Consider the following 25,140-nt stretch of genomic DNA (forward strand, 5'->3'; position numbering starts at 1 on the left):
CAGGGTCGTCCGTTCGCGGGCGACCCGATGCCGGACGACTGGGTCTGAACGATCCCATCCGGCGGTGACCCGACCAGAGGTGACGCGATGAATCCCGCCGTACTCGGACTTATAACGATCATCCTCGGGGTGGGGGGATGCATCGGATATTTCTGGTCCTCGAACTTCGTGCTCGACCGCTTCATTTTTCCCCCAAGGGGGCCGAACGCGGGTCGCAACATCAACCGCGCCAACGCCATCCGGCCCTGGTTGTTTCTGGGCCCCGCGGTCATCGCCCTTGGCCTCTACCTCGCCTATCCTGTGGTCGCGACGTTCTGGTATTCCATCCACGAGCGGGTGCCCGGTGGCCTCGAATTCGTCGGCCTCAAGAACTACAGCGAGATGTTTGCCGAGGCGAAATTCCGCGAGGCGATCCTCAACAACATGCTGTGGCTGATCGTCGTGCCCGGGGCCTCCACTGCCTTCGGGTTGCTGGCCGCGCAGCTGACCGACCGGATCTCCTGGGGCAATTTCGCCAAATCGCTGATCTTCATGCCGATGGCGATTTCTTTCGTCGGTGCCTCGGTGATCTGGAAGTTGATCTATGACGCGCGCCCCGAAGGCACGGGGCAGATCGGCGTTTTGAATGCGGTGGTCACCTGGTTCGGGGGCGAGCCGCAGCAATGGCTGACCATCCAGCCGTGGAACTCCTTCATGTTGATGGCGGTCCTGATCTGGATCCAGACCGGTTTCGCCATGGTCATTCTGGGGGCCGCGCTGCGCGGCATCCCGGAGGAGACGGTCGAGGCGGCCATCCTGGACGGGGCCTCGCCCTGGCAGGTTTTCTTCAAGATCAAGGTGCCGCAGATCATGCCGACGATCGTGGTCGTCTGGACGACGATCACACTGGTCGTGCTGAAGGTCTTCGACATCGTGCTGGCCATGACGAACGGCCAATGGGAAACGCAGGTTCTGGCCAATTACATGTACGACAAGCTCTTCCGGTCGTTCGACTGGGGCGTGGGGTCGGCTGCGGCGATGATCATCATGTTGCTGGTCAGCCCGATCCTGGTCTGGAACGTGTATTCGGCCCGCAAGGAGATGCGCTGACATGGACAACATCGCGGGCACCAAATCCTCCCTGACATGGGCGGTCCATATCTCGGTCGTGATCCTGGTTGCGCTCTGGCTTTTCCCGACGGTCGGCCTTTTCGTGTCGTCGTTCCGCACGGGCGACCAGATCTCAAGCTCCGGCTGGTGGCAGGCGCTGTCCACGCAACAGGCGCAGCTGCCGGCGATCCGGGTCGAAGGCGACGAAACCCCGACCGGCGGGGCATTCGTCATCGAAGGCGAGTTGATCGCCGGCGACAATACCGTCAGCGCCTGGGGCACATCCTCGCGCGCTCCGCAGGCCTATGAACCTGGCGACACCGCCGATCTGGGCGACGGCCAAACCCTTCTGATCAACGAAGATGCGACCTTCGTGCTGACGTCGTCGGAAACGACGGAAGGCACGCGATTGCCACGGGTCTTCCTGACCGCATCCAGCCCACCCGAATTTACCCTCGACAACTACCGGGAGGTGCTGACCTCCTCGACGGCGGGCGCGGGCATCCTGCAATCGTTCATCAACACGCTGACGGTCAGCATCCCCGCGACGGTCATCCCGATCCTGATTGCGGCCTTCGCGGCCTATGCGCTGGCGTGGATGGAGTTTCCGGGGCGCGCCCTGCTGATCGCGGCCGTCGTCGGCCTGCTGGTGGTGCCGCTGCAACTCGCGCTCATCCCGCTTTTGCAGTTCCACAACACGATCGGGATCGGAAAGGGGTATCTGGGCGTCTGGATGGCGCATACCGGCTTCGGTCTGCCCCTCGCGATTTACCTTTTGCGAAACTACATGGTCGGCCTGCCGCGCGACATCATCGAGAACGCCAAGGTCGACGGGGCCAGCGATTTTCAGATCTTCGTGAAAATCATCCTGCCGCTGTCTTTTCCGGCACTCGCCAGTTTTGCGATCTTCCAGTTCCTGTGGACGTGGAACGATCTGCTGGTGGCCCTTGTGTTTCTGGGCGCGGATGACGAAAGCCTCGTTTTGACCGGACGGCTCGTGAACCTTCTCGGCTCCCGCGGGGGGGAGTGGGAAATCCTCGCCACCTCGGCCTTCATCTCGATCGCGGTGCCCCTCGTGGTGTTCTTCGCGATGCAACGCTATCTGGTGCGCGGTCTGCTGGCCGGCTCCGTGAAATAGGAAAAGCCATGACCGCGACCAACGCCGCCCATGCGGCCCAACCCGCGACCGAAATCGATTGGTGGCGGGGCGGTGTCATCTACCAGATCTATCCGCGTTCGTTCCAGGACAGCACCGGGGACGGCATCGGCGATCTGGCCGGCATCACCGCGCGCCTGCCGCATGTCGCATCCCTTGGCGTCGATGCCATCTGGATCAGCCCGTTCTTCACCTCGCCGATGAAGGACTTCGGCTATGACGTCAGCGATTACCGCGACGTGGACGAGATGTTCGGCACGCTGGAGGATTTCGACCGTCTGGTGACCGAGGCCCATCGCCTGGGCCTGCGGGTGATGATCGACCTGGTCCTGTCGCATTCCAGCGACGAACATCCGTGGTTCAAACAAAGCCGGATCAGCCGCGACAACGCGCGCGCCGATTGGTACGTCTGGGCCGACCCGAAACCCGACGGCACGCCGCCCAACAACTGGCTGTCGATCTTCGGCGGATCGGCGTGGAGTTGGAACGGCAAGCGGCACCAGTATTACCTGCACAACTTCCTGTCGTCGCAGCCCGATCTGAACCTGCACACGCCGGCGGTGCAGGACGAACTGCTCGACGTCACCCGCTTCTGGTTGGAGCGGGGGGTCGACGGTTTTCGCCTCGACACGATCAACTTCTATTTCGCCGACAAGGAGTTGCGCGACAATCCCGCGCTGCCGCCCGAACGGCGCAACGCGACCATCGCGCCCAGCGTGAACCCCTATAATCACCAAGAGCACATCTATTCCAAGAACCAGCCCGAGAACCTCGACTTCCTCAAACGCTTCCGCGCGCTTCTGGATGAATTTCCCGGTGCCGCGGCCGTTGGCGAAGTGGGCGACGCGCAATTGGGGATGGAGCTTCTGGGTCAGTACACGCGCGACGGGCAGGGGGTGCAGATGTGCTATGCCTTCGACTTCCTCGCCCCCGAACGCCTGACGGCTGACCGGGTCGTGGACGTCTTCGGGCATCTGGAAACCGCAGCGCCGGATGGATGGGCCTGCTGGGCATTCTCCAACCACGACGTGTCACGCCACGTGACGCGCTGGCACCTGACCGAAGCGGGCAACCGCATGTACGCCACGCTGATCTCGTGTCTGCGCGGGTCGGTCTGTTTCTATCAGGGCGAAGAACTGGGCCTGACCGAAGCCGACGTGGCCTTCGAGGATCTGCAGGATCCCTACGGCATCCAGTTCTGGCCCGAATTCAAGGGCCGCGACGGCTGCCGCACGCCGATGGTCTGGGAAGCGTCCAACAGCAATGCGGGGTTTTCCGACGTCGAACCCTGGCTGCCGGTCGCACCCGAGCACCTGAACCGCGCCGTCGCCGGACAGGAAGACCGCGCGGATTCGATGCTGAACCATTACCGCCGGATCATCGCGCTGCGCACCGACAACACGGTGCTGCGCAAGGGCGATCAAACCGATCTGACCGCAACCGGCGATCTGCTGACGTTCATTCGCACCGACGGCACTGACCGGATTTTCTGCGCGTTCAACATGGGGGAGGAGCCTGTGCAGGTCGCGCTGCCGCTTGGCAACTGGACGGGCGTGGACGGCATCGGCGCGACCGAACCGGGGCAGGCCGGTCTGGATCTCAACGGCTGGGGCTATGCCGTCCTGCGGGCAAGCTGAAACACCGACGAAACTGACGGGGAGGGACGACATGACGGACGTGAAGCTGACCGATGTTGCCAAGGTCTATGGCGGCAAGGTCGAGGTGCTCAAGAACATCGACCTCGACATCAAGACGGGGGAGCTTGTGGTCTTCGTCGGCCCCTCGGGCTGCGGCAAGTCAACGCTCCTGCGAATGATTGCGGGTCTGGAGAAGATTTCCGACGGAACCCTGGAAATCGACGGGCAGGTCGTCAACGACATCCCGCCCAGCCAGCGCGGCATCGCGATGGTGTTCCAATCCTACGCGCTCTACCCGCACATGACGGTGCGCGACAACATGGCTTTCGCACTTCAGATCGCCAAGATGCCCAAGGCGGAGATCGACGCGGCGGTGAACGCGGCGGCCGAGAAGCTGCAGCTGACCGAATACCTCGACCGCCTGCCCAAAGCTTTGTCCGGTGGACAGCGGCAGCGGGTCGCCATCGGTCGGGCCGTCGTGCGCTCCCCCAAGGTGTACCTGTTCGACGAGCCGCTCTCCAACCTCGACGCCGCCCTGCGCGTCGCCACCCGGATCGAGATCGCGCAGCTCAAAGAGCAGATGCCCGACACCACGATGATCTACGTCACCCACGACCAAGTGGAGGCGATGACGCTGGCCACCCGCATCGTCGTGCTGGCCAACAAGGGCATCGCGCAGGTCGGCTCCCCCCTCGACCTCTATGAGCGGCCCAATTCCGAATTCGTGGCGCAGTTCATCGGCAGTCCCGCCATGAACCTCGTCGCGGGTGAAATCGTCGGAACCGGCGCGGTCACGACGCTCAAGGTCCACGACGGCGGTGGCACCATCACCTCCGCCGTTCCGTCCCTGCCCGAAGACATGGGCGCGCAGGTCAACGTCGGCTTTCGCCCCGAAGACGCGATTCAGTCCGATGGCGAGAACTACGCCTACGAAGGCGAGATCGAGATCCAGGAAAGCCTGGGCGAGGTCACGCTGATCTATTTCAAGCGTGCCGCGCCCGAACATGAGCCGGTCATCGCCAAACTGCCCGGCATCCATCCCGAACAGCGCGGCAAATCCATGCGACTGACCGCCGATCCGGAAAAAGTGCACATATTTAGAAACGGAGTGTCTCTGCTTTACCGTTGAGACGCCCGATTTAGGCCAGAAAGTCGGGGCAGGTTAGAGAAGCTTTTCTTCCTTCCGGAGGCCCTGATGGCTGTCCTGCGTTTCGTCTATGCCCTCTATCTCCGCCTTGCGGGGCTTTTCCTGCTGATCCTTGGCGCCGGATATCTGGAGGCGGGCGTTCTGGTCGAACAGGCCGGCATCACCATACAGCAGGTCGAAATCTGGGTGCCGTTCGCGGCCATCGGCCTGGGCATCTTCATGCTGGTCCCCTGGTGGTTGCCAAAAGGTCTGCGTCGTCCGACACGGTCCCGCGATCTGATCTGGCTGGCTCTGCCGGCGCTCGGCGCGCTCCTGGGGCCACTGCTCCGCATCCCGCTCTACGACGTCCTGCCGCAGGTCTCCACTCTGGAGCCCGAGGCGGCGGCGTTCATGCAGCAGCCGGTCAGCCCTGTTGTCTCCGTCGGCCTCCCGTTCGTCCTGATGCTCCTGCTGGTGCTGCCGTCAATGCGCAGCGGCGTTCCCGCCGATCGTCCCGATCCCGTCGGTGCCAAGCCGGTCAAGGAAAAACGGCCCGCCAAGATCCCCGAAAAGAAGCTGCCCGCCCTCGGGGCCGCGATGAAACTCTACATCGTGGCCGACTGGGCCATGCTGCGCGCCATGGGTCTGGGGCTGATGGCGACGGCCTACATGCTTTGGACGCTGATCCAGGACGGCCGGCTGTCTCAGGCCGCCGCGCTGTCGCACGGCAAGGACCCGATGCTTGCGGTCTATATCTATGGTGGCGTCGGCGCGATGCTTGCCATTCCGTTCCTGCTGCCAGGCCGCATCGCGCGACCGCAGCACGTGGTCTTCGGTCTGATCAAAGCCATCCTGCTGGTCGTCGCCGCCTACGTCCTGATCGAGCCGTTGAAGGTTGCGATCGTGACGTTTACGCCCGACATCTATCACGCCACCCTGATCGAGACGGTGCCCCGTCTGTTCAAGGCGATCTGCGGTGTTGCCGTCACCTCGGCCTTGCTGATCTCCTTCTTCCGGCAACTCAACGGCCTGCCGGCGGTGGACTACAAGGGCGACGCCAAGGTGCATTTGTCCCAGGATCAGCTGCACGATCTGCGCAAGGCGCGGATGCCGGGCTAGGGGCCTTCGATGAACCGGACCGTGCCGATATAGGGCAGGTTCCGGTTCCGCTGCGCGTAATCGATGCCGTAGCCCACGACGAAAGCGTCGGGAATCTCGAATCCCGTCCAGGTCGCTTTCACATCCACCTCCCTCCGCGCCGGCTTGTCCAGCAGGGCGATGGTCTCCAACCGCGCGGGTTCCCGCGATTGCAGCAAACGGATGACGTGGTGCAAGGTGTGGCCGGTATCGACGATATCCTCGACCACCAGAACATCGCGCCCGTGAATTTCGCCGCGCAAGTCCTTGAGGATGCGCACTTCGCGGCTCGACTCCATGCTGTTGCCATAGGACGAGGCTTCCAGGAAATCGACCTCCACCGGCAAATCCAGTTCCCGCACCAGATCGGCGATGAACACGAACGATCCGCGCAAAAGCCCGACCACCACCAGCTTGTCCGTGCCCGCGAACCGCGTTTCGATCTCGCGGGCCAATGCTTCGATCCGCGCGGCGATGGCCTTGGCGCTGATCATCTGGTCGATGACATAGGTGTCGGTCATATTGTCCCCCCCGGACCTATCGGCCACAACGGGCGTTAACATAGCCAACACGTTGATACCAAGAGGCCCGATGCCCCGCCATTCCGAGACCCGAAACCTGCCCTACACCCCCGACCAGATGTATGATCTGGTCGCCGATGTCGCGCGCTATCCCGAATTCCTGCCGTGGACGGCCGCCGCGCGCATCCGCTCGCGCGAAGGGACCAACCCCGAAATCATGCTTGCCGACCTCATCATCAGCTTCAAGGTCTTCCGGGAGTCCTTCGGCTCCAAGGTCACGCTCTGGCCCGAAGAGCATCGGATCGAGACGGAATACCTTGATGGGCCGTTCAAGTTCCTGAAATCCGAATGGACGTTCGAGCCGACGCAGCAAGGCTGCACCGTGCATTTCTGGATCGATTACGAATTCCGCAACCCGATCATTGGACGGGTCGTCGGCACGGTCTTCAACACCGCCATGCAGCGCGTCGTCGCCGCCTTCGAGACCCGCGCGCGCAAGCTCTACGGCTGAGCGGCGACGGCCAGCAGGGCCAGCGCCCGGTCCCGCGCGGCCCGGCGCACCCTGTCGCGGCCCAAGGCACCGAATTCGACTGTCTCCGTGGTGATATCCGTCGCGGTCGCCAGTCCGAAACACACGCGCCCCTCGGGCTTGTGATCCGATCCGCCGGGGCCCGCGATCCCGGTGATGGAAACGGCCACGTCCGCACCCGACCGTGCCCGCGCGCCCGCCGCCATTTCGCGCGCGACATCTTCGGACACGGCCCCCTGCGCCACCAGTGTCACCTGCGACACGCCCAACATCGACCGCTTCGCCGCGTTGGAGTAGGTCACCGCACCCCACAGGAAAACGTCCGACGACCCCGCCAGATCGGTCAGCGCGGACGACAGCATCCCGCCGGTGCAGCTTTCGGCCGTGGCAATCGTCAAACCTCTGGCGCGGTAGGTCTCCGATAATTCACGCACATTTCTCGTCGCATCGCTCACATCATCGCCCCATGCGCCAATGCGGCCAGGCCGATCACGCCGATCGCCGCGAAGACCCCCGCCACCGCATCGTCCAGCATGACGCCCGCCGCATCGTGACGACGGTCCATCCAGCCGACGGGCCCGGGCTTCCAGATGTCGAACAGCCGGAACAACAGCAGTGCCGCGATCCATCCGGGCCACAGCGCCTCGACCGGCACACCGGCGCGCGCCGCCCCCCAGGCCAGAGGGAGGAGGGCGATCCATTGGCCCAGCACTTCGTCGATCACGATCTCGCCTGGGTCGTGATCCGCCGCACCCCGTGTCGCCACCATCGTCGCCCACCACCCCAGCGGCAGGATCAGGATGGTCAAGACGGTGAACGCAACCGGCCCCGCCTGCATTGCGGCCCAGGCCAGGGGCAGGGCGGCCACCGACCCCCAGGTGCCGGGGGCCGGGCGCATCAGCCCGACATACCCGACGGTCGCGACGGCCCGCGCGATCACGCCTTCACCAGCGTCACGGTCGCCAGACAGGCGATGCCTTCGCCGCGCCCCGCAAAGCCAAGACGTTCGGTCGTCGTCGCCTTCACGGAAATCCGGTCGATTGCCAGATCCATGATCTCGCCCACGCGGGTCCGCATGGCGGTCGCGTGCGGCCCGATCTTCGGCTCCTCGCAGATCAGCGTCGCATCGACATTGCCAATGGTGAACCCCCGACCCCGGGCCAGCGTGACGGCATGCGCCAGAAATACGGCGCTGTCGGTTCCCTTCCATTGCGGATCGCTGGGCGGGAAATGACGCCCGATATCGCCCTCGGCCAGCGCGCCATAGATCGCGTCGGTAATCGTGTGCAGGCCCACATCGGCGTCCGAATGACCTTGCAATCCACGCCCGTGCGGCACCGTCACGCCGCACAGGACAACGTGATCGCCTGGCCCGAACCGATGGACGTCGAAGCCGTTGCCCAATCGTATATCCATGTCTCGCGTCTCCAGGATGCGGGCGGCCCGGGCGAAATCCTCCGGGCCGGTGATCTTGATGTTGTCCTCGTGCCCCGGCACGATTTCAACGTCCAGCCCCGCGGCCAGCGCCACCTCCACGTCGTCGGCCGCGTCCCCCGCAAACGCGTCGTGGGCTGCGCGCAGGGCGGCCGTGCGAAATCCCTGCGGCGTCTGCGCGCGCCAGAGGCCGGCGCGGTCCTGTACCGACGCGACCCGGTCCGCGCCACGCCACAGCGCATCGGTGACCGGCAGGGCGGGGGCGGCGGCGGGACAGCGGGTCAAGGCGTCCAGCACTGCATCGATAACCGGCCCCTGCACGCAAGGCCGCGCGGCATCGTGGATCAGCACGGTCTCGGTCTCGACATGGGCCAGCCCGGCCCGGACCGATGCGCCCCGTGTGGCCCCGCCGTCGATCAGCGTCGCGCCCGGCGCCATCATGGCCGCCTGCGCCCGGTCGTCGGGATGCACCACGACAATCACCCGCGCAACGCGCCCCGCGAAGGCCCGTACCGCCCGCGCCAAGATGGGCGTCCCATTCAGATCGCGAAACTGCTTGGGCATGCCACCGCCGGCGCGTTGGCCGCGCCCTGCCGCCACGATCAGGACGGTCGCATCTGGTCGATCTGACGGCTCGCGCATGGTATCCTCCAACGGCATGCCCTGTCCTATCCGTCGCCGGGGGCGGGCGGCAAGTTCGTGGCGTATCTCCGTGCAAAGCGATGGAGACCCGCCTGTTTTTTGTGCATTAGGGGGGAGGGCATCGATAGCCTGTCGCCAGCCCCTGCCGTATCCCCTCTGATCGGCATAGCAAACCTGCAACCCGCCCAGAGATTAGTCACGTGCCTGAAAAAACCGCATCCCGCCTCGACCCGCGATTGGCCGCCCTAAGGCTGACCTCGCCCGTGGTGCTGGCCCCGATGGCCGGCATCACCGATCTGCCGACACGGCAGATCGTGCAGGGATTCGGGGCCGGGCTGGTCGTATCCGAAATGGTGGCCAGCCGTGAAATGGTAGAGGCCAAGCCGTCCGTCCGCGACCGCGCAGAGCTGGGCACGCGCGTCGAGGGGACGTCGGTCCAGATCGCCGGGCGCGACGGCCTGTGGATGGGGCAGGCGGCGCGTCTGCTGACCGATCAGGGCGCGCGCATGATCGATATCAACATGGGATGTCCCGCCAAGAAGGTGACGGGCGGCTATTCCGGGTCGGCCCTGTTGCGCGACCACGACCGCGCCTTGCGCCTGATCGAAGCCGTGGTCGCCGCGACCGACGTGCCCGTGACGCTCAAGACCCGACTGGGCTGGGACGACGACAGCCGCGACACTGCCGCACTGGCGCGACGCGCCGCCGATGCCGGTATTCGGATGCTGACGATCCACGGGCGCACCCGCTGCCAGTTCTACAAGGGCGACGCCGATTGGGATGCGATCCGTCCGATCGTCGAGGCTATGGACATCCCGGTCCTTGCGAACGGCGACATCACCGACACCGCGACCGCGCGGCAGGCGCTGGCCCGGTCGGGGGCGGCGGGCGTCATGGTCGGGCGCGGGATGCAGGGCCAGCCCTGGATCCTGGCGCAGATCGCGCGGGACCTTGGCTTTGGCGGGCCGGTGACGGTCCCGAATGCGACCGGCTTCGTCGATCTTGCGCGGACACATCATGCGGCCATCGTCGACTTCTATGGGCCCGCTTTGGGTGGACGCGTCGCGCGCAAGCATCTGGGCTGGTACATGGACCGCGCCGGCACGCCCGCCGATCTGCGGCGCGCGGTGCTGACGGCACCCGTCTCGGCGGTTGACGGGCTGCTTTGCGGTGCGCTGGACGGTCCCGGAAAGCAGGCCGCATGAATTTCGACAATCTCTGGCAGGCGCTGCCCATTCCGGCCCTTGCCCTTGATGCGGGCGACGGGATCGCGGCGCTGAACGGGCCGGCGGAAGGCTTCCTCAACCGCTCCATCAAATCCGTCACCGGCCGGGACCTTTGCACGCTGATCCAGTTGGAGGGGGACCTTGCCGCCGCCACGGGTCGGGTCCGCCGAACGCACGCCCCGCTGACGCTACACGACACCGGCCTGCGCGTCGGCCCGGCACCCGCCTTGCGGTGCGATGTTCATCTGGCACCGTTTGAAAGCGGTGTCCTCGTCCTCATCGCCCCGCAGGATATCGCCTCACGGCTGGACCGGGCCCGCAATTCACGCGCCGCGGCCCGTTCAGCCATCGGGATGGCCGAAATGCTGGCGCATGAGATCAAGAATCCCCTGGCCGGCATCACCGGGGCCGCCCAACTGCTCAGCATGAACCTGTCGGGCGAAGACGTCGAAATGACCGACCTCATCGTCGAGGAAAGCCGCCGGATCGTGAAACTCCTCGAACAGGTGGAGCAATTCGGCAACCTGCGCCCGCCCCAACGCCGCGCCGTCAACCTGCACGATGTGCTGGACCGCGCGCGGCGCTCGGCGCTGGTCGGCTTTGCGTCGCATGTTTCCATCCGTGAAGTCTACGATCCGTCCCTGCCGGCGACGTGGGCCGACCCGGATCAACTTCTCCAGGTGTTTCTGAACCTGCTCAAGAACGCGGCGCAGGTTGCGCAGACCGACGGCACCATCACGATCCGCACCTTTTACGAGCTGTCCCTGCGCGTCCGCCACAGCGACGGCACGGGCGGTTCCGTTCCTCTCCAGATCGAGATCATCGACGACGGCCCGGGCATTCCCGCCGAACTCGCCTCGAACCTGTTCGAGCCCTTCGTTTCGGGCCGCGAAAACGGAACCGGGCTGGGGCTGGCGCTCGTCTCCAAGATCGTGGGCGATCACGACGGCTGGATTTCCGTCGACAGCGCGCCCGGTCGGACCGTGTTCCGCCTGTCGCTGCCGATGGTCCCCAAAGACGCCAAGACAGACACCCAAATGAACGAGGATTAATATGGATGGCACGATACTCGTCGCCGACGACGACCGCACGATCCGCACCGTTCTGACGCAGGCCCTGACCCGCGCGGGGTGCAAGGTTCATGCGACGTCCTCGCTGACCACGCTGCTGCGGTGGGTCGAGGAAGGGAAGGGCGACCTCGTCATCACCGACGTCATCATGCCCGACGGCAACGGTCTGGAAATGCTGCCGAAAATCTCGCAGGAACGGCCAGGCCTGCCAGTGATCGTCATTTCGGCCCAGAACACCATCATGACCGCCATTCAGGCCGCCGAGGCGGAGGCCTATGATTACCTGCCCAAGCCCTTCGATCTGCCCGACCTGATGAAGCGGGCGTCACGCGCACTGGAACAGAAGCGCAGCACGCCCACCGCCGCCCAGGATACCGTCGAGCAGACCGACGACCTGCCGCTGGTCGGTCGCACGCCGCAGATGCAATCGCTGTACCGGCTGGTCGCGCGGGTGATGAACACCGATCTGCCCGTCCTGATTTCGGGTGAATCCGGCACCGGCAAATCCCTGATCGCGCGCGCGATCCACGATTTCAGCGACCGGCGGACCCTGCCGTTCGTGACCGCGACCGGGGCCGATCTGATGTCCTTCGACGGGCCGTCCGACCTGCTGGCCAAAGCGCGGGGTGGCACGATCCTGTTCGACGAAATCGGCGATCTGGACGCCGACACCCAGACCCGCGTCGTGCGAATGCTCGACGGGCTGGGCGGGTCGGGCCCTCGCATCCTTGCCACGGCGCAGCACGATCTGGCCCCTCATCTGGACGAAGGGTTCCGGTCCGATCTCTACTACCGGCTCGCAGGCGCACAGCTGGAGGTGCCGGCCCTGCGTGAACGGGTCGACGACATTCCCCTGCTGGCTGCGCATTTCCTGGCCCGCGCGGAGCGGGAGGGCGGCCCGGTTCGTCGCTTCTCGGATGACGCCATGTCCATGATCCGCGCGCATCCCTGGCCCGGAAATGTCAGACAGTTGGAGAATATCACGCGCAGATTGGTGCTGACGTCGCCGGCGGCCGAAATTTCCAAGCCCGAGGTCGAAGGCGTCCTGGGCACGATCGCGTCGGGCCCGCGCGTGATCGCGACCTCCGAAAAGCTGAGCGAAAGCGTGGAAAAGCACCTCAAACGCTATTTCGACCTGCAAGGCGGGCAGCTTCCGGCCCCCGGTCTGTATCAGCGCATCCTGCGCGAAGTCGAAGCGCCCCTGATCGAGATCGCGCTGGATGCCACCGGCGGAAATCAGGCGAAATGCGCAGACCTGCTGGGCATCAATCGAAATACGCTGCGCAAGAAGATCACCGACCTCGATATCCTCGTGACACGCCGCCGCAAATTGATGTAAACCGGACACAGGCGTTGCAGATTGGGAACAACCCGACGGAACAACGCGCGGTAAGACATTGAGATGAGGCGATCTTGCGGGCTTCTGCCAGTCAACAGGGTGCCCTGAGCCGTCCGTTTTTATGGAGCGGTCGGCGGCAGGTCCAGACAATCCTCACCCTCACCCTCGTGGTGCTGGGTCCCGTTCTCGTCATATTGACCTTCCTGCCCCTCGGTCTGCGGGGACCGCAGGGGGACCTGACGTGGCTGCGCGTCATTCTTCTGGCCGATCTGGTCTATATCCTCGCGGTCGCCGCACTTGTCGTCCGGCGCGTCACCCGGATGATTGCCGCCCGGCGTGCGGGGTCTGCGGGGTCGCAGTTGCACCTGCGGCTGACCGGTGTCTTCACCGGCATCGCGCTGATCCCGACGGTTTTGACGGCCGTTTTCGCCACGGTCACGATCAACATCGGCCTGGAGGGGTGGTTTTCCGACCGCGTGCGCAATGCACTCGGCAATTCGGTCGAGGCGGCGCAGGCCTACACCCAGGAACATCGCGACGGTCTGACCGAAGATGCACGCGCCCTGGCCGGATATCTGAATGTCGCCAAGCGGTCATTGTTCCTGATGTCCGACGGCGACCTGCGTCAGCTTCTGGCCCAAGGGCAGGAGTTGGTGCAGCGCGGGTTGGAGGAAGCCTTCGTGATCGACGGCGGCGGCGAAATCCGGGCGCGGGGCGACAGCTCTTATCTGTTCGACTTCGTGCCGGTCGAGTCGAGCCTCATGCAGCGGGCCGCCGAAGGGTCGGTGATCCTGATAGAAGACGAAGATATCAATGAGTTCCGCGCCCTTCTTAAACTGACTGCCTACAATGATCGCTATCTTTACGTCACGCGCGCGGTCGATGGTGAGATCCTGGAATTGCTGGATCAGACGCAGGAAACCTCTCAACTCTATCGTCAATTGGAGCAGGACCGGGGTCGGCTGCTGTTCGAGTTTGGCCTGCTCTACCTCGGCTTCGCGCTGATCCTGATCTTGGCGGCGACATGGGCTGGTCTGTGGTTCGCCGAACGCCTGTCCCGGCCCGTCGGTCGTCTGGCCGGTGCGGCGCAGCGGGTCGGGCAAGGCGATCTGGACGTGCGCGTGACCGAGGAGGCGGGCACCGACGAAATTGCGATGCTGGGCCGGATGTTCAATCAAATGACCCGCCAACTCAAGGGACAGCGCGATGCCCTGGTCGAGACGAACACCCAGACGGAGCGGCGCCGTCGCCTGTTCGACAGCGTCCTGAGCTCCGTCACCGCCGGGGTCATCGGGTTGGACGCGTTCGGCAAGATCGACTTCATGAACCGGTCGGCGCATCGCCTTCTGGGGATCGAGGGCGAACGTTACGGCGAGGATCTGGACCGCATCGTACCGGAATACGGCGACCTGTTCGCGCGTCTGCGCAGCGCGCCTACCGAAACGGTGCAGGAGGAGATCCGGATCGCCCGGGGCGGGCGGCTCGAAAACCTTCTGGTGCGGATCGCCACGCGACCCGGCAGCGATGGCATGGCCGAAGGCTACGTCGTTGCCTTCGATGACGTGACCGAACTCGTCTCGGCGCAGCGGATGGCGGCTTGGGGCGACGTGGCCCGGCGCATTGCCCATGAAATCAAGAACCCGCTGACGCCGATCCAACTGTCGGCGGAGCGCCTGAAACGCCGCTTCTCCAAAGAATTGAGCGAAGACAGCGCCGCCAAGCTCGGGGAATTGACGGATGTAATCGTACGCCAGACCAATGACTTGCGCCGCATCGTTGATGAATTCAGCAAATTCGCCCGCATGCCCGAACCCGAACGTCGGCGCGGTGACATCGCCGCTTTGCTGCGCGAAACGGTCATCTTGCAGCGCGCCGCGCTGGACCCGGTGCCGATCGAACAAGACATTCCGGCAACCCCGGTCATGGCGGAGTTCGACGCGACGATGATGGGTCAGGCCTTCACCAACCTTGTGAAGAACGCCGGAGAAGCCATTGAAACAAGGGTGGAAAGATCCGGTGACGATTTTCAGAAATCCGTTACCGTTCATTTGGACGATACCGACCCCACTCATCTCGAAATCAGGATTTCGGACACCGGCGTCGGGCTGCCGGAAGACCGCGCGCGGCTGTTCGAACCCTACGTAACGACGCGCGACAAGGGGACGGGGCTGGGCCTGCCCATCGTCAAGAAGATCATCGAAGAACACGGCGGCACGCTCGATCTGGTCGATGCCGTCGCGGATGCAACAGGACACACAGGGGCACAGGCCATCATAAGGCTTCCCCGGATCGAGGAGACGTGAAAATGGGCGATATTCTGATCACCGACGACGAGGATGACATCCGCAGCCTCATCTCGGATATCCTTGAAGACGAAGGATATTCCTGTCGCAAGGCCGGCACGTCGGACGAATGTATGGCCGCCATCGAGGAAGATCCGCCCAGCCTGATGATCCTCGATATCTGGTTGAAAGACAGCGACATGGACGGGATCGATATCCTGAAATCCGTTCGCCGCACGCATCCCGACATTCCGATCATCATCATATCGGGCCACGGCAACATCGAAATCGCCGTCGCGGCGATCAAGCAGGGGGCCTACGACTACATCGAAAAACCGTTCAATATCGATCAGCTGATGGTCGTGGTCGGCCGCGCGATGGAGACGGCGCGGCTGCGGGCGGAGAATTCCGAATTGCGCCGCAAGGATGCATCGTCGGCCGAGATGATCGGTCAGTCGGTGTCCTACAAGACCTTGGTTTCGCAGCTCAAGAAGGTCATGAATTCCAATGGCCGCGTCATGCTGACCGGACCCGCAGGGTCGGGCAAGGAGGTGGCGGCCCGCTATATTCACGCCAAATCGAACCGCGCGTCCGCGCCTTTCATCACCGTCTCGTCGGCGTCGATCGAGCCGGACCGCATGGAGATCGTCCTGTTCGGACGCGAAAGCGCGGACAAGGGGGTGGAGCCGGGGCTGCTGGAACAGGCGCACGAAGGCGTCATCTATTTCGACGAAATCGCCGACATGCCACTGGGCACGCAATCCAAGATCCTGCGTGTTCTTGTCGACCAGGCCTTCCAACGCGTCGGCGGGTCCGACAAGGTTCGCGTCGATCTGCGCGTCATCTCCTCGACCAATCGCGACCTGCAGCAGGAAATCCGCGCCGGTCGGTTCCGGGAGGAGCTGTTTCACCGCTTGAACGTCGTACCGATCCCCGTGCCCAGCCTGGAAGAACGGCGCGACGACATTCCGGTACTGGCCAACTACTTCATCGCATCGCTCAACAAGGCGCAGGGCCTGCCGCTGCGCGAATTGTCGGATGAAACCAAGGCCCTGCTTCAAACGATGCGCTGGCCGGGGAACGTCAGGCAGTTGCGCAACGTGATCGAGCGTGTGCTGATCCTGGGCGATGGCACCGGCCCGATCGATCCGCAGGAACTGCCCAGCCCGACCGACGGCGGCGGCGATTCAGGAGAGATGACCCTGTCGGGCAGCCTGGCCAGCCTGCCGTTGCGCGAGGCGCGCGAACTTTTTGAACGCCAGTACCTGATGACGCAGATCAACCGCTTCGGCGGCAACATCAGCCGCACCGCCAGCTTCGTCGGGATGGAACGCAGCGCCCTGCATCGCAAGCTCAAGTCGCTGGGCGTGGTCACGGCCGCACGCGGCGGCGCGCGGGTCGCGCGGGTCGACGACTAGGGGGCCGCGATACGCCCGTTGGCCACGCACAAGCCGCGGGTGTCGAACGGCTGACTGGCCAAGACGGTCGCGCTGCCGGCGGGGCAGGCGGGCAGGCTGGCCTGTCGATATCCCTTGGCCTGCATGCAGGCATCGACGGCGCGGGTGCGCAGCGGCTCGTTCCGGTCGCTGTCGAACACTTCGGATCCGGTGCCGACCCCGATGCAGGCCCCGCTGCGGCACAGGCCCGTCCCCAACGTGATGCGCGGCGATGTGGTGATGCGGGACCGTTCGGGGAAATCCTGACGGGCCCGGGCGCTGCAGGCCAGGAAATCCTGTTCGGCCTGCAAGGCGGGCGCACCGGGGTTGACCCACACCGGGTCCAGCGTCGGGGCGCAGCCGATCAGGACGAAGGGCAGGGCGATGCAGGTCAAAAATCTGTTCATGCTCTGACGGTAGGTCGACGCGGCGGTCGGGCAACACCCCCACGCGCGCACATCGAACGTCGGTCCTTCGACCGAAACGCCCGACAATCGACCTGCCCCGCGCCCGCCCCGTTGACCCGTGCCCCGCGGCGGGCGTATCCAGCACGCCTGCAAGGGGCGCGAAGGATTACTCGATGAAGGTCATCATCTGCGGCGCCGGACAGGTCGGTTGGCAGATCGCGCGCCATTTGGCGGGCGAGCGTAACGACGTCACGGTCGTCGACAACAACCCCGATCTGGTGAACCGCGCGACCGACACGCTCGACGTGCAGGGCATCACCGGCTTTGCCAGCTATCCGGACGTTCTGGAACGGGCGGGCGCGGAAGATGCGGATATGATCATCGCCGCCACCCACTCGGACGAGGTGAACATGGTCACCTGCCAGGTGGCCCATTCGATCTTTACCGTGCCGCGCAAGATCGCGCGCCTGCGGGCGCAATCCTATCTGGCCGCCGTCCGGTCTGACCTCTACCGCCGCGATCACCTTCCCATCGACGTCGTCATCTCCCCCGAGCGGGAAGTGGCGGAGGCCGCGCTGCGCCGCCTGCGCGCGCCCGAGGCCTTCGACGTGGAGGAATTCATAGAGGGCACGGCCCAATTCCTGGGTCTGCGCCTGGATGCGGAATGCCCGGTCCTCGACACGCCGCTGCGCCAATTATCCGAATTGTTCAGCACCCTGCGGGCGGTCGTCGTGGGGGTGCGTCGTCGGGGCGGTCGGCTGTTTGCGCCCGACCCCGGCGATCAGCTGAAGGCCGGGGATGAGATCTATGTCCTGACCCATTCCGCGGATCTTTCCCGCACGCAGGAAATTTTCGGCAAGAAGGTCAAAAAACAGGAGCGTGTCATCATCATCGGCGGCGGCAACGTCGGTCTGGCCGTGGCCCAGGCGCTGGAAGCCGCGCCCGAGCGGATCCGCGCCAAGATGATCGAACGCAACCGCACCTGCGCCGAACGCGCCGCCGAAGCGTTGGAACGGACGATCGTGCTGTCGGGCGACGGCCTCGACATCGAACTGCTGCGCGAGGCCAGCATCGACCGCGCCGATGCCGTCCTGACCGTGACCGACGACGACAAGACCAACATGCTGGCCGCCGTGCGCGCCAAGGCAATGGGGTGCAACAAGACCATCGCGCTGATCAACGACCCGACGCTGGTGCCGCTGCTGGGCCCGTTGGGCATCGACGCTTACGTCAATCCGCGCCAGACCACCGTGTCGTCCATCCTGCGCCATGTCCGCCACGGACGGGTGCGCAACGTCTATTCCGTCGGCGACGCCGAGGCCGAGGTGATCGAGGCACAGGTCATGTCCACCTCCCCGCTGACCGGCAGCGTGATCCGCGATCTGGACTTCCCCGAAGGCGCCCTGATCGGCGCGATCCGCAAGTCGGACGGAAAATACGTGCGCCCCGAAGGCAAGACCCGGATCGAGGAAGGCGACGTCGTCGTCATCTTTGCCCTTACGGCCGACGTGCCGGAGGTGGAGCGGCTTCTGCAAGTGCAGGTGGACTTCTTCTGATGCCCCTGTCGGTGCGCCGCGTGCCGCTTCTCGTCCTTCTGGCGCTGACATTCGCGGCCAGCATGTATCTCCCGGCGCTCCATGCGCTGGTCCTGGACGCGCACCGCGAGGCGCAGGCGTTCTTCTATTCGGGTACGCTGCTTCTGGTGCTGCTGTCGGCGATCGCGATCGCCACGTCGCGCGACCGATCGCGCAATCTGACGCGCAGCCATCTGATTGCGATGTTCGGGGCCTTCACCCTTCTGCCCGCAATGGCCGTCGTGCCGCTGCTGGAGATTGTGCCGAACACCCGCACCCTCAACCTCTACGTCGAGATGGTCGCGGCGATCACCACCACCGGGGGCAGTCTGTTCGCGCCGGACCGTCTGTCCGACAGCACGCATCTGTGGCGCGCCCTGGTGGCGTGGCAGGGCGGGTTCGTCGTCTGGGTCGCCGCAATTTCGATCCTGGCACCGCTGAACCTCGGCGGATTCGAGGTTGCCGAAAGCCGCACCACCCGGACCGAGGAAATGCGCGGCGGCCCCACGTCCGCGGCCCCCGACACCCGCGTGCGACGGGCGCTGACGACGCTGGGCCCGATCTATCTGGCGCTGACCACGATCCTTTGGTCCGTCCTCGTCATCGCGGGGGAAGATGGCACCACGGCCATCATCCACGCCATGTCCACCATGGCGACGTCGGGCATCAGCGACGGCACCACCATCGCCGGCAGCAGCGCGGGCCTGGTTGGCGAAGTCGCCGTGGCCGCTTTCCTGATCTTCGCGATCACCCGGCAGTCCTTCACCACGGACATGAACCGCGACCACATCCGCCACTTGGCCGACGACCGCGAATTGCGCATCGCGCTGATGATGGTCGCCGCCGTCACCGTTCTTCTGTTCGTTCGCCACTGGATCGGCGCGCTGGAGGTGGGGGCGATTTCCAACAGCGACGCCGCGTTCGGCGCGATCTGGGGGTCGGCCTTCACGGCGCTGTCGTTCCTGACCACCACCGGATTCGAATCCGTTCACTGGCAGCGGGCGCAGGATTGGTCGGGCCTCGGCGCACCATCGGTCCTGCTGCTGGGTCTGGCGATCTTCGGGGGCGGCGTGGCGACGACGGCGGGCGGCGTCAAACTGCTTCGGATTTACACGCTTTACGCCCATGGCCGGCGTGAAATGAACCTGCTGGTCCACCCCAGTTCCGTCGCCACCTCCCGCGGCGCGCTGCGCCGAATCCCCCCCGGCGGGATCGAGGCGGCGTGGATCTTCTTCATGCTGTTCGCGACCTCCATCGCGGGCGTGACGCTGGCCCTGACCTTGACCGGCCTGGGGTTCGAGGGGGCGCTGACCGTCGCCATCGCCTGCCTGACGACGACTGGCCCCCTGGCCGAGGTGGTGCTGGGCAGCAAGGGCGCGCTCAACGCCCTGCCAGACGCGGCCAAGATCATCGCCGCGCTGACCATGGTTCTGGGCCGGTTGGAGGCGCTGGCCCTGATCGCGCTGCTCAATCCCGACTTCTGGCGCGACTGATTTTCTGGCATCTCGGCACGCCGGCAACCCATTGGCGCCAAACCGCCAGCGGGGGGTGGACCCCTGCGATCTATGTCCGCATAACGTCACCAAAGGAAACAGACGCCCACTGCAAGGGCGCGGATAGCAAGGACCAGGACGACATGGCCGACAAACAGAATCTTCAGGACGCTTTCCTCAATCATGTGCGCAAGGCAAAGGTGCCGGTCACGATCTTTCTGATCAACGGCGTGAAGCTTCAGGGCGTCATCACCTGGTTCGACAATTTCTGCGTTCTGCTGCGCCGCGATGGTCAATCGCAACTGGTCTACAAGCACGCCATTTCCACGGTGATGCCCGCCCAGCCCATAAGCCTCTACAATGGTGAGGAAGAAGCCGCTGGCTCAGACACCTGACGCGACCCACTCGACCGAGGCGCGGCCGACCCGCGCCCTGGTTCTGCACCCCGATACCCGCGCCGGCGACCGGTCGGGCCGCGACCCCGAACGCGCCCTCGAAGAATGCATATCGCTCGCCCATGCGCTGCCCGGTCTGGACGTGCTGGGCGGCGACACCGTGCGCCTGCCCAACCCGCATCCCGGCATGCTCTTCGGCAAGGGCAAGGTGGAGGAGTTGCGCCTCCGCATCGAGGCCGAGGAGATCGAGCTGATCCTGATCGACGGCATCGTCACCCCCGTCCAGCAGCGCAATCTGGAAAAGGTCTGGAAGACCAAGCTTCTGGACCGCACCGGCCTGATCCTCGAAATCTTCGCCGACCGCGCCGCCACCCGCGAAGGCGTGCTGCAGGTCGAACTGGCCGCGCTCACCTATCAACGCACCCGCCTGGTCCGCGCCTGGACCCACCTGGAGCGTCAACGCGGCGGCCTCGGCTTCGTCGGCGGCCCCGGCGAGACGCAGATCGAGGCGGACCGCCGCGCCATCGACGAACAGATGGTCAAACTGCGCCGTCAGCTCGACAAGGTGGTCAAAACGCGCGAGCTGCATCGCGCCGCCCGCGCCAAGGTGCCCTATCCGGTCGTCGCGCTGGTCGGGTACACCAACGCGGGTAAATCCACGCTTTTCAACCGTTTGACCGGGGCGGACGTTCTGGCCAAGGATATGCTGTTCGCCACGCTCGACCCGACGATGCGGGCCGTTGATCTGCCGCACGACGTGCATGTCATCCTGTCGGACACGGTGGGCTTCATCTCCGACCTGCCCACACAACTGGTCGCCGCCTTCCGCGCCACGTTGGAGGAGGTGCTGGACGCTGACCTCATCGTCCACGTCCGCGACATCAGCCACCCCGATACGGAGCTTCAGGCCCGCGACGTGGAGGCCATTCTGGAAGCGCTCGGCACCTCCGAAGACATTCCCCGGCTGGAGATGTGGAACAAGGCCGACGCCCTCGATATGGATGCGATGCAGGCCGCCGCGAACCTCGCCGCACGGCGTGACGACGTCTACCTCGGCTCCGCATTGACGGGGCAGGGGCTGCAACGCCTGTTGGAACGTGTCGCGACCGAAGTGACCGAAACGCTCCAGGAAACCGTGCTTCTGCTGCCCTTCGCCGCCGGCAAGGCCCGCGCCTGGCTGCACGACGAAGGTGCCGTGCAGGGGGAGACCGCGACGGAACAAGGCACCGAATTCACCCTGCGCTGGACCACTCGGCAAGCCCAACGCTTCGCCGGTGCCTTCCCCGAACTGGTTCCGGCCGGGCGTGACACACCGGACGAGCCGGAGGAAGAAACGTCTGGCACTGGATGGAGCCCGTAAAGGGCAGGGGCACAGACGCGTGATGGTGAACGTCGGATGTGCGAACTCATGCGGTCATTCGCTGAGGTTGCGTCAATGGCGGCTTTGGGAGGATGGGGCGGCACACAAACGGTCATTTTCGCCGGGGCAATAAACTAGGGAACAACGGTTTTGAATGCAGGGACATGACGTTTTTATTTCAGCATATCTGAAGTCTAATCCGTTTTATGCGAAGTTCTTTCCCTCGATTGCGATCTTGAACTCAAAGTCGAGCCTGTCTGATGCATCTCCTCTACCATCATCATCAATCTCAATAATTTTTGTGGCCGCGTAGATACCATTCGCATTCCGCCATACTACGACTTGCCCCAAACGAGGCGTCCGCGTCCGCGACGAGTAATCATAGGAAGACGCGTCGACGATCTGAGAAATGTCGTCAACGTCTTTCGCGAGCGCAAGCCCATCGATGCTACTCGGGTCTTTGTAAGCATGGATTGACATCTTACCGGCCTTTGACCATTGCGTTTCGAACAAGAAGTGGCCCTCTCCTAGAGCATATCTTCCATTGTTGTTAGAATAATCAAACGAGATCGCCCCAGACAACGTAAAGCAATGATACTCGCTTAGCGCATCTGATAGCAGCGTGCGGGGGACGCTTCGCGCTTCGATTGAGTCGACATACGAGAGACACGCTCCAGGACGCATAACAACTATGCCAAACTTCGCGAGCTCATCTGCGCGACGATTTAGGTGACCATCATCAGTAACAAAAATGTCCCGCTTGTCGCGGGCGTGTGCGACTAAGTGGTCAACGTCGCGAATTTTGTTACCAAAACGTTTTTCTTCTCGCTTTAGGCTGGGAAACAAAATTTTCTGAATCTCGTCAGCCAGTGCGCCAGGTTCACCATCCGCCCATACGTCGCCGCCATCCCATTTTGATTCATCCCACCTCAACACAGAGCCAATGACATCAAACATTGCCAAGTTTCGCTTAATGCGATCGCGTCTAATTCTATCCTTGTCTTGATCTAGGTCAGCTTCCGCTCTAGTGGAGATTACGACCGACACCTTGCCACTGGTTGCATAACGCAAAAGTTGTGCAATTTCTTCGGAGGAAGTCGCGGTTTTACTTTGCGTGTCGAAATGATTTATAAGGCAGTTGGTATCGAAAGTGATTCTCATGCGCCTAGCATAGCAATTCTCGAAGGCCATAGACAATCTCCTTGGATCTTGAAGAGAAAGGTGAATGCGCCAAAAGCGGTCGTTTTAGTCACACGCACCGCTCTAAGCGGAATTATTGAAAAGTCTTGTATCATAAGCTTCGGCGAATCTCGGTTTGGTTTCGTCACGTTTTTGTCCGCAGACTCTAGACCAGACATTCGCCATCCTGCAGAAACTTGGAAGTTTTGGGCTCGAAGCCGACACTTGTCATGATCACCACTGTGACCCCAACCCAACACCCTGCCCATTAGGGGTGACAGGTGCGCGCGCGCTTGCTATGATCGAGGAAGACCGGGGCGAAGACCCCGGCATGGCAGAGCAGACTTTGGACAGGACAATCTCATGACCGCATTTTCGCGTCGTCGTTTTCTTGCGGCGGTTTCCGCACCGCTGGCCCTTGCGGCGTGCGGCAACGGTGTCGGTGGCAACGGGGCCGACCGGATCGACGGTCGCGTCGATGCAGCCTTCAACTTCATGTACAACACGCTTCCGGAAACCCGGACCCTGGCCGACAAGGCCGCGGGCATCCTGATGATGCCCGTCGTGACCGAGGCTGGTTTGGGCATCGGCGGGGCCTACGGGCGCGGCGCACTGCGGGTGAACAACGCGACGGTGGACTACTATTCCACGACCGAAGCGTCCGTCGGGTTCCAGATCGGCGGGCAACAGTACAGCCACGCGTTGTTCTTCATGACCGAACCCGCGCTTGGCAATTTCCGCACGTCGCCCGGCTGGACCGCCGGCGCCGACCTCGAATATGCGGTGCAGGCCAATGCGCGCACCCTGACGACCGACACGACCGCCCTGCTGACGCCCGTGGTCGCGGTGGTCTTCGGGCAGGCCGGGCTGCTGGCCGGCGCATCGCTCGAAGGGGCGAAATACAGCCGCATCATTCCGTAACACGACCGGCGACCTCCAACGCCCGTCGAATGCGCGGCATCCCGGTTCGGGGTGCCGCGTTTTCTGCATTTTCCCGATTTTGCCAAGCATTTGATTCCAGACCATATCCGCTCTGGATCACCCGTGGATCACCCGTCGGTCACCCGTGGATCACCCATCGAATTCCGGCCTTGCGGACCGGGCAAGCATCGCCTATCAGCCACTCACTTCACAGGCGGGGGCGGGCCCTCGGGGGAGACATCCCCGAACGGTCCACCGGTTGAGCATACGCTCTGATCCCCCGCTCAGGTTCAAACCGGAAAGGTATATGAAACATGGCTTTGCCTGATTTCTCCCTGCGTCAGCTCCTTGAAGCGGGCGTTCACTTTGGCCACCAGACCCAGCGCTGGAATCCCCGCATGGGCCCGTACATCTATGGCGCCAAGAACGGGATCCACATTATGGATCTCACGCAGACGGTTCCCTTGCTGGACAACGCCTTGCAAGCCGTCCGCGACACTGTCGCCCGCGGCGGTCGCATCCTGTTCGTTGGCACCAAGCGTCAGGCGCAGAAGCCCGTCGCCGACGCCGCCGAGCGTTGCGCGCAGTATTACATGAATCACCGTTGGCTGGGCGGCACGCTCACCAACTGGAAGACCGTCTCCAACTCGATCAACCGTCTGAAATCCATCGACGAAGCGATGGAAACCGGGTTCGCCGGCCTGACCAAGAAAGAGCGTCTGGGCATGGAGCGTGACCAGCAGAAGCTGCAGGCATCGCTGGGCGGCATCCGCGAAATGGGCGGCCTGCCCGACCTGATCTTCATCATCGACGTCAACAAGGAAGACCTGGCCATCGCCGAAGCCAAGAAGCTTGGAATTCCGGTCGTGGCCGTCGTCGACACCAATTGTTCGCCCGATGGCGTGGATCACATCATTCCTGGCAACGACGACGCGGCCCGTGCGATCGCGCTTTACTGCGATCTGGTGGCCCGCGCCGCCCTGGATGGTATGTCGGCCCAACTGGGCGCCGCCGGTGTCGACATCGGCGAGATGGACGACGCGGCCGAGGCTGTCGATCCGGGTGAAGCCGTCGATCCCGGCGAGGCCGTCGAGCCCGTCGCCGAAGAGACCCCGTCCGAGGCCCCTGCCGAGGCGTAAGCCTCTGACATGGAACGGATACAGGGCGCGGCCACACATGGCTGCGCC

The 25,140-nt window shown here is 64.0% G+C and carries 23 protein-coding genes; 17 read left to right on the plus strand and 6 right to left on the minus strand.

What is annotated here, in order from left to right; translation table 11 throughout:
- Window positions 1-87 precede the first annotated feature (87 nt).
- The 5 genes from JDO7802_RS13375 to JDO7802_RS13395 all read left to right on the plus strand — a co-directional run bounded on the left by JDO7802_RS13375 (window position 88) and on the right by JDO7802_RS13395 (window position 6,127).
- Window positions 88-1,089: a carbohydrate ABC transporter permease gene (locus JDO7802_RS13375; RefSeq protein WP_055086358.1), complete on the plus strand. Its 1,002-nt coding sequence runs from the start codon at window positions 88-90 to the stop codon at window positions 1,087-1,089.
- A gap of 1 nt (window position 1,090) precedes the next feature.
- Window positions 1,091-2,227, plus strand: a complete 1,137-nt coding sequence (locus JDO7802_RS13380; RefSeq protein WP_055086360.1) for a carbohydrate ABC transporter permease — start codon at window positions 1,091-1,093, stop codon at window positions 2,225-2,227.
- Between the two features lie 8 nt (window positions 2,228-2,235).
- Window positions 2,236-3,882 (plus strand): alpha-glucosidase, encoded by a 1,647-nt coding sequence (locus JDO7802_RS13385; protein WP_055086362.1) that lies wholly within the window; start codon window positions 2,236-2,238, stop codon window positions 3,880-3,882.
- 31 nt (window positions 3,883-3,913) lie between these two features.
- On the plus strand, window positions 3,914-5,011 hold the full coding sequence (locus JDO7802_RS13390; protein WP_055086364.1) for an ABC transporter ATP-binding protein: 1,098 nt from the start codon (window positions 3,914-3,916) through the stop codon (window positions 5,009-5,011).
- A gap of 66 nt (window positions 5,012-5,077) precedes the next feature.
- On the plus strand, window positions 5,078-6,127 hold the full coding sequence (locus tag JDO7802_RS13395; RefSeq protein WP_055086366.1) for a hypothetical protein: 1,050 nt from the start codon (window positions 5,078-5,080) through the stop codon (window positions 6,125-6,127).
- Here JDO7802_RS13395 and hpt read toward each other — a convergent pair.
- The gene (hpt, locus tag JDO7802_RS13400; RefSeq protein WP_055086368.1) at window positions 6,124-6,666 is read right to left on the minus strand and encodes a hypoxanthine phosphoribosyltransferase; all 543 of its coding nucleotides are present in this window, start codon (window positions 6,664-6,666) and stop codon (window positions 6,124-6,126) included. The genes JDO7802_RS13395 and hpt overlap by 4 nt on opposite strands.
- Window positions 6,667-6,736: 70 nt before the next feature.
- Between hpt and JDO7802_RS13405 the strand changes: the two genes are divergently transcribed.
- Window positions 6,737-7,177, plus strand: a complete 441-nt coding sequence (locus JDO7802_RS13405) for a type II toxin-antitoxin system RatA family toxin (protein WP_055086370.1) — start codon at window positions 6,737-6,739, stop codon at window positions 7,175-7,177.
- Here the strand turns inward: JDO7802_RS13405 and JDO7802_RS13410 are convergent.
- The 3 genes from JDO7802_RS13410 to JDO7802_RS13420 are packed head-to-tail and all read right to left on the minus strand — an operon-like array spanning window position 7,168 to window position 9,289.
- Window positions 7,168-7,629 (minus strand): CinA family protein, encoded by a 462-nt coding sequence (locus JDO7802_RS13410; protein ID WP_055086371.1) that lies wholly within the window; start codon window positions 7,627-7,629, stop codon window positions 7,168-7,170. The two genes, JDO7802_RS13405 and JDO7802_RS13410, sit on opposite strands and share 10 nt — an antisense overlap.
- Window positions 7,630-7,646: 17 nt before the next feature.
- Complete coding sequence (locus JDO7802_RS13415; RefSeq protein WP_055087252.1) at window positions 7,647-8,132, minus strand: phosphatidylglycerophosphatase A family protein; 486 nt, start codon at window positions 8,130-8,132, stop codon at window positions 7,647-7,649.
- Window positions 8,132-9,289: a bifunctional 2-C-methyl-D-erythritol 4-phosphate cytidylyltransferase/2-C-methyl-D-erythritol 2,4-cyclodiphosphate synthase gene (locus JDO7802_RS13420; protein ID WP_245624192.1), complete on the minus strand. Its 1,158-nt coding sequence runs from the start codon at window positions 9,287-9,289 to the stop codon at window positions 8,132-8,134. Before JDO7802_RS13420 ends, JDO7802_RS13415 begins: the two co-directional genes overlap by 1 nt.
- Before the next feature lie 260 nt (window positions 9,290-9,549).
- Between JDO7802_RS13420 and dusB the strand changes: the two genes are divergently transcribed.
- The 5 genes from dusB to ntrX all read left to right on the plus strand — a co-directional run bounded on the left by dusB (window position 9,550) and on the right by ntrX (window position 16,606).
- Window positions 9,550-10,476, plus strand: coding sequence for a tRNA dihydrouridine synthase DusB (gene dusB, locus JDO7802_RS13425; protein WP_055087254.1), 927 nt, complete (start codon window positions 9,550-9,552; stop codon window positions 10,474-10,476).
- Window positions 10,473-11,549 (plus strand): two-component system sensor histidine kinase NtrB, encoded by a 1,077-nt coding sequence (locus JDO7802_RS13430; RefSeq protein ID WP_055086372.1) that lies wholly within the window; start codon window positions 10,473-10,475, stop codon window positions 11,547-11,549. Before dusB ends, JDO7802_RS13430 begins: the two co-directional genes overlap by 4 nt.
- Before the next feature lies 1 nt (window position 11,550).
- Window positions 11,551-12,906 (plus strand): response regulator, encoded by a 1,356-nt coding sequence (locus JDO7802_RS13435; RefSeq protein ID WP_055086374.1) that lies wholly within the window; start codon window positions 11,551-11,553, stop codon window positions 12,904-12,906.
- A gap of 74 nt (window positions 12,907-12,980) precedes the next feature.
- A complete protein-coding gene (locus tag JDO7802_RS13440) occupies window positions 12,981-15,209 on the plus strand; it encodes a sensor histidine kinase NtrY-like (RefSeq protein ID WP_245624193.1) in 2,229 nt (742 codons plus the stop codon).
- A 2-nt stretch (window positions 15,210-15,211) separates the two neighbouring features.
- Window positions 15,212-16,606 carry a nitrogen assimilation response regulator NtrX gene (gene ntrX, locus JDO7802_RS13445; protein ID WP_055086376.1) on the plus strand — a complete coding sequence of 465 codons (1,395 nt, stop codon included), beginning with the start codon at window positions 15,212-15,214 and terminating at the stop codon, window positions 16,604-16,606.
- On the opposite strand, the gene JDO7802_RS13450 is transcribed toward ntrX, so the two are convergent.
- Window positions 16,603-17,031, minus strand: coding sequence for a hypothetical protein (locus JDO7802_RS13450; protein WP_144430616.1), 429 nt, complete (start codon window positions 17,029-17,031; stop codon window positions 16,603-16,605). The genes ntrX and JDO7802_RS13450 overlap by 4 nt on opposite strands.
- Before the next feature lie 173 nt (window positions 17,032-17,204).
- Here JDO7802_RS13450 and trkA point away from each other — a divergent pair, with 173 nt between their 5' ends.
- The 4 genes from trkA (at window position 17,205) to hflX (ending at window position 21,853) form a co-directional block, all read left to right on the plus strand.
- Window positions 17,205-18,587 carry a Trk system potassium transporter TrkA gene (gene trkA / locus JDO7802_RS13455; protein ID WP_055086380.1) on the plus strand — a complete coding sequence of 461 codons (1,383 nt, stop codon included), beginning with the start codon at window positions 17,205-17,207 and terminating at the stop codon, window positions 18,585-18,587.
- The gene (locus JDO7802_RS13460; RefSeq protein WP_055086383.1) at window positions 18,587-20,098 is read left to right on the plus strand and encodes a potassium transporter TrkG; all 1,512 of its coding nucleotides are present in this window, start codon (window positions 18,587-18,589) and stop codon (window positions 20,096-20,098) included. The genes trkA and JDO7802_RS13460 overlap by 1 nt, the downstream gene beginning before the upstream one ends.
- 143 nt (window positions 20,099-20,241) lie before the next feature.
- Entirely contained in the window at window positions 20,242-20,493 is a 252-nt protein-coding gene (gene hfq / locus JDO7802_RS13465) for an RNA chaperone Hfq (RefSeq protein WP_055086385.1), read from the plus strand.
- Window positions 20,459-21,853, plus strand: coding sequence for a GTPase HflX (gene hflX / locus JDO7802_RS13470; RefSeq protein ID WP_083481167.1), 1,395 nt, complete (start codon window positions 20,459-20,461; stop codon window positions 21,851-21,853). Before hfq ends, hflX begins: the two co-directional genes overlap by 35 nt.
- 204 nt (window positions 21,854-22,057) lie before the next feature.
- Here the strand turns inward: hflX and JDO7802_RS13475 are convergent, their stop codons facing one another.
- Window positions 22,058-23,014 (minus strand): hypothetical protein, encoded by a 957-nt coding sequence (locus tag JDO7802_RS13475; protein WP_144430617.1) that lies wholly within the window; start codon window positions 23,012-23,014, stop codon window positions 22,058-22,060.
- 381 nt (window positions 23,015-23,395) lie between these two features.
- Here JDO7802_RS13475 and JDO7802_RS13480 point away from each other — a divergent pair, with 381 nt between their 5' ends.
- Window positions 23,396-23,953, plus strand: a complete 558-nt coding sequence (locus tag JDO7802_RS13480; RefSeq protein ID WP_055086390.1) for a lipid-binding SYLF domain-containing protein — start codon at window positions 23,396-23,398, stop codon at window positions 23,951-23,953.
- Between the two features lie 314 nt (window positions 23,954-24,267).
- Window positions 24,268-25,092: a 30S ribosomal protein S2 gene (rpsB, locus tag JDO7802_RS13485; RefSeq protein WP_055086391.1), complete on the plus strand. Its 825-nt coding sequence runs from the start codon at window positions 24,268-24,270 to the stop codon at window positions 25,090-25,092.
- Window positions 25,093-25,140 lie beyond the last annotated feature (48 nt).

The organism is Jannaschia donghaensis, from assembly GCF_001403795.1.
Classification (GTDB): domain Bacteria; phylum Pseudomonadota; class Alphaproteobacteria; order Rhodobacterales; family Rhodobacteraceae; genus Jannaschia; species Jannaschia donghaensis.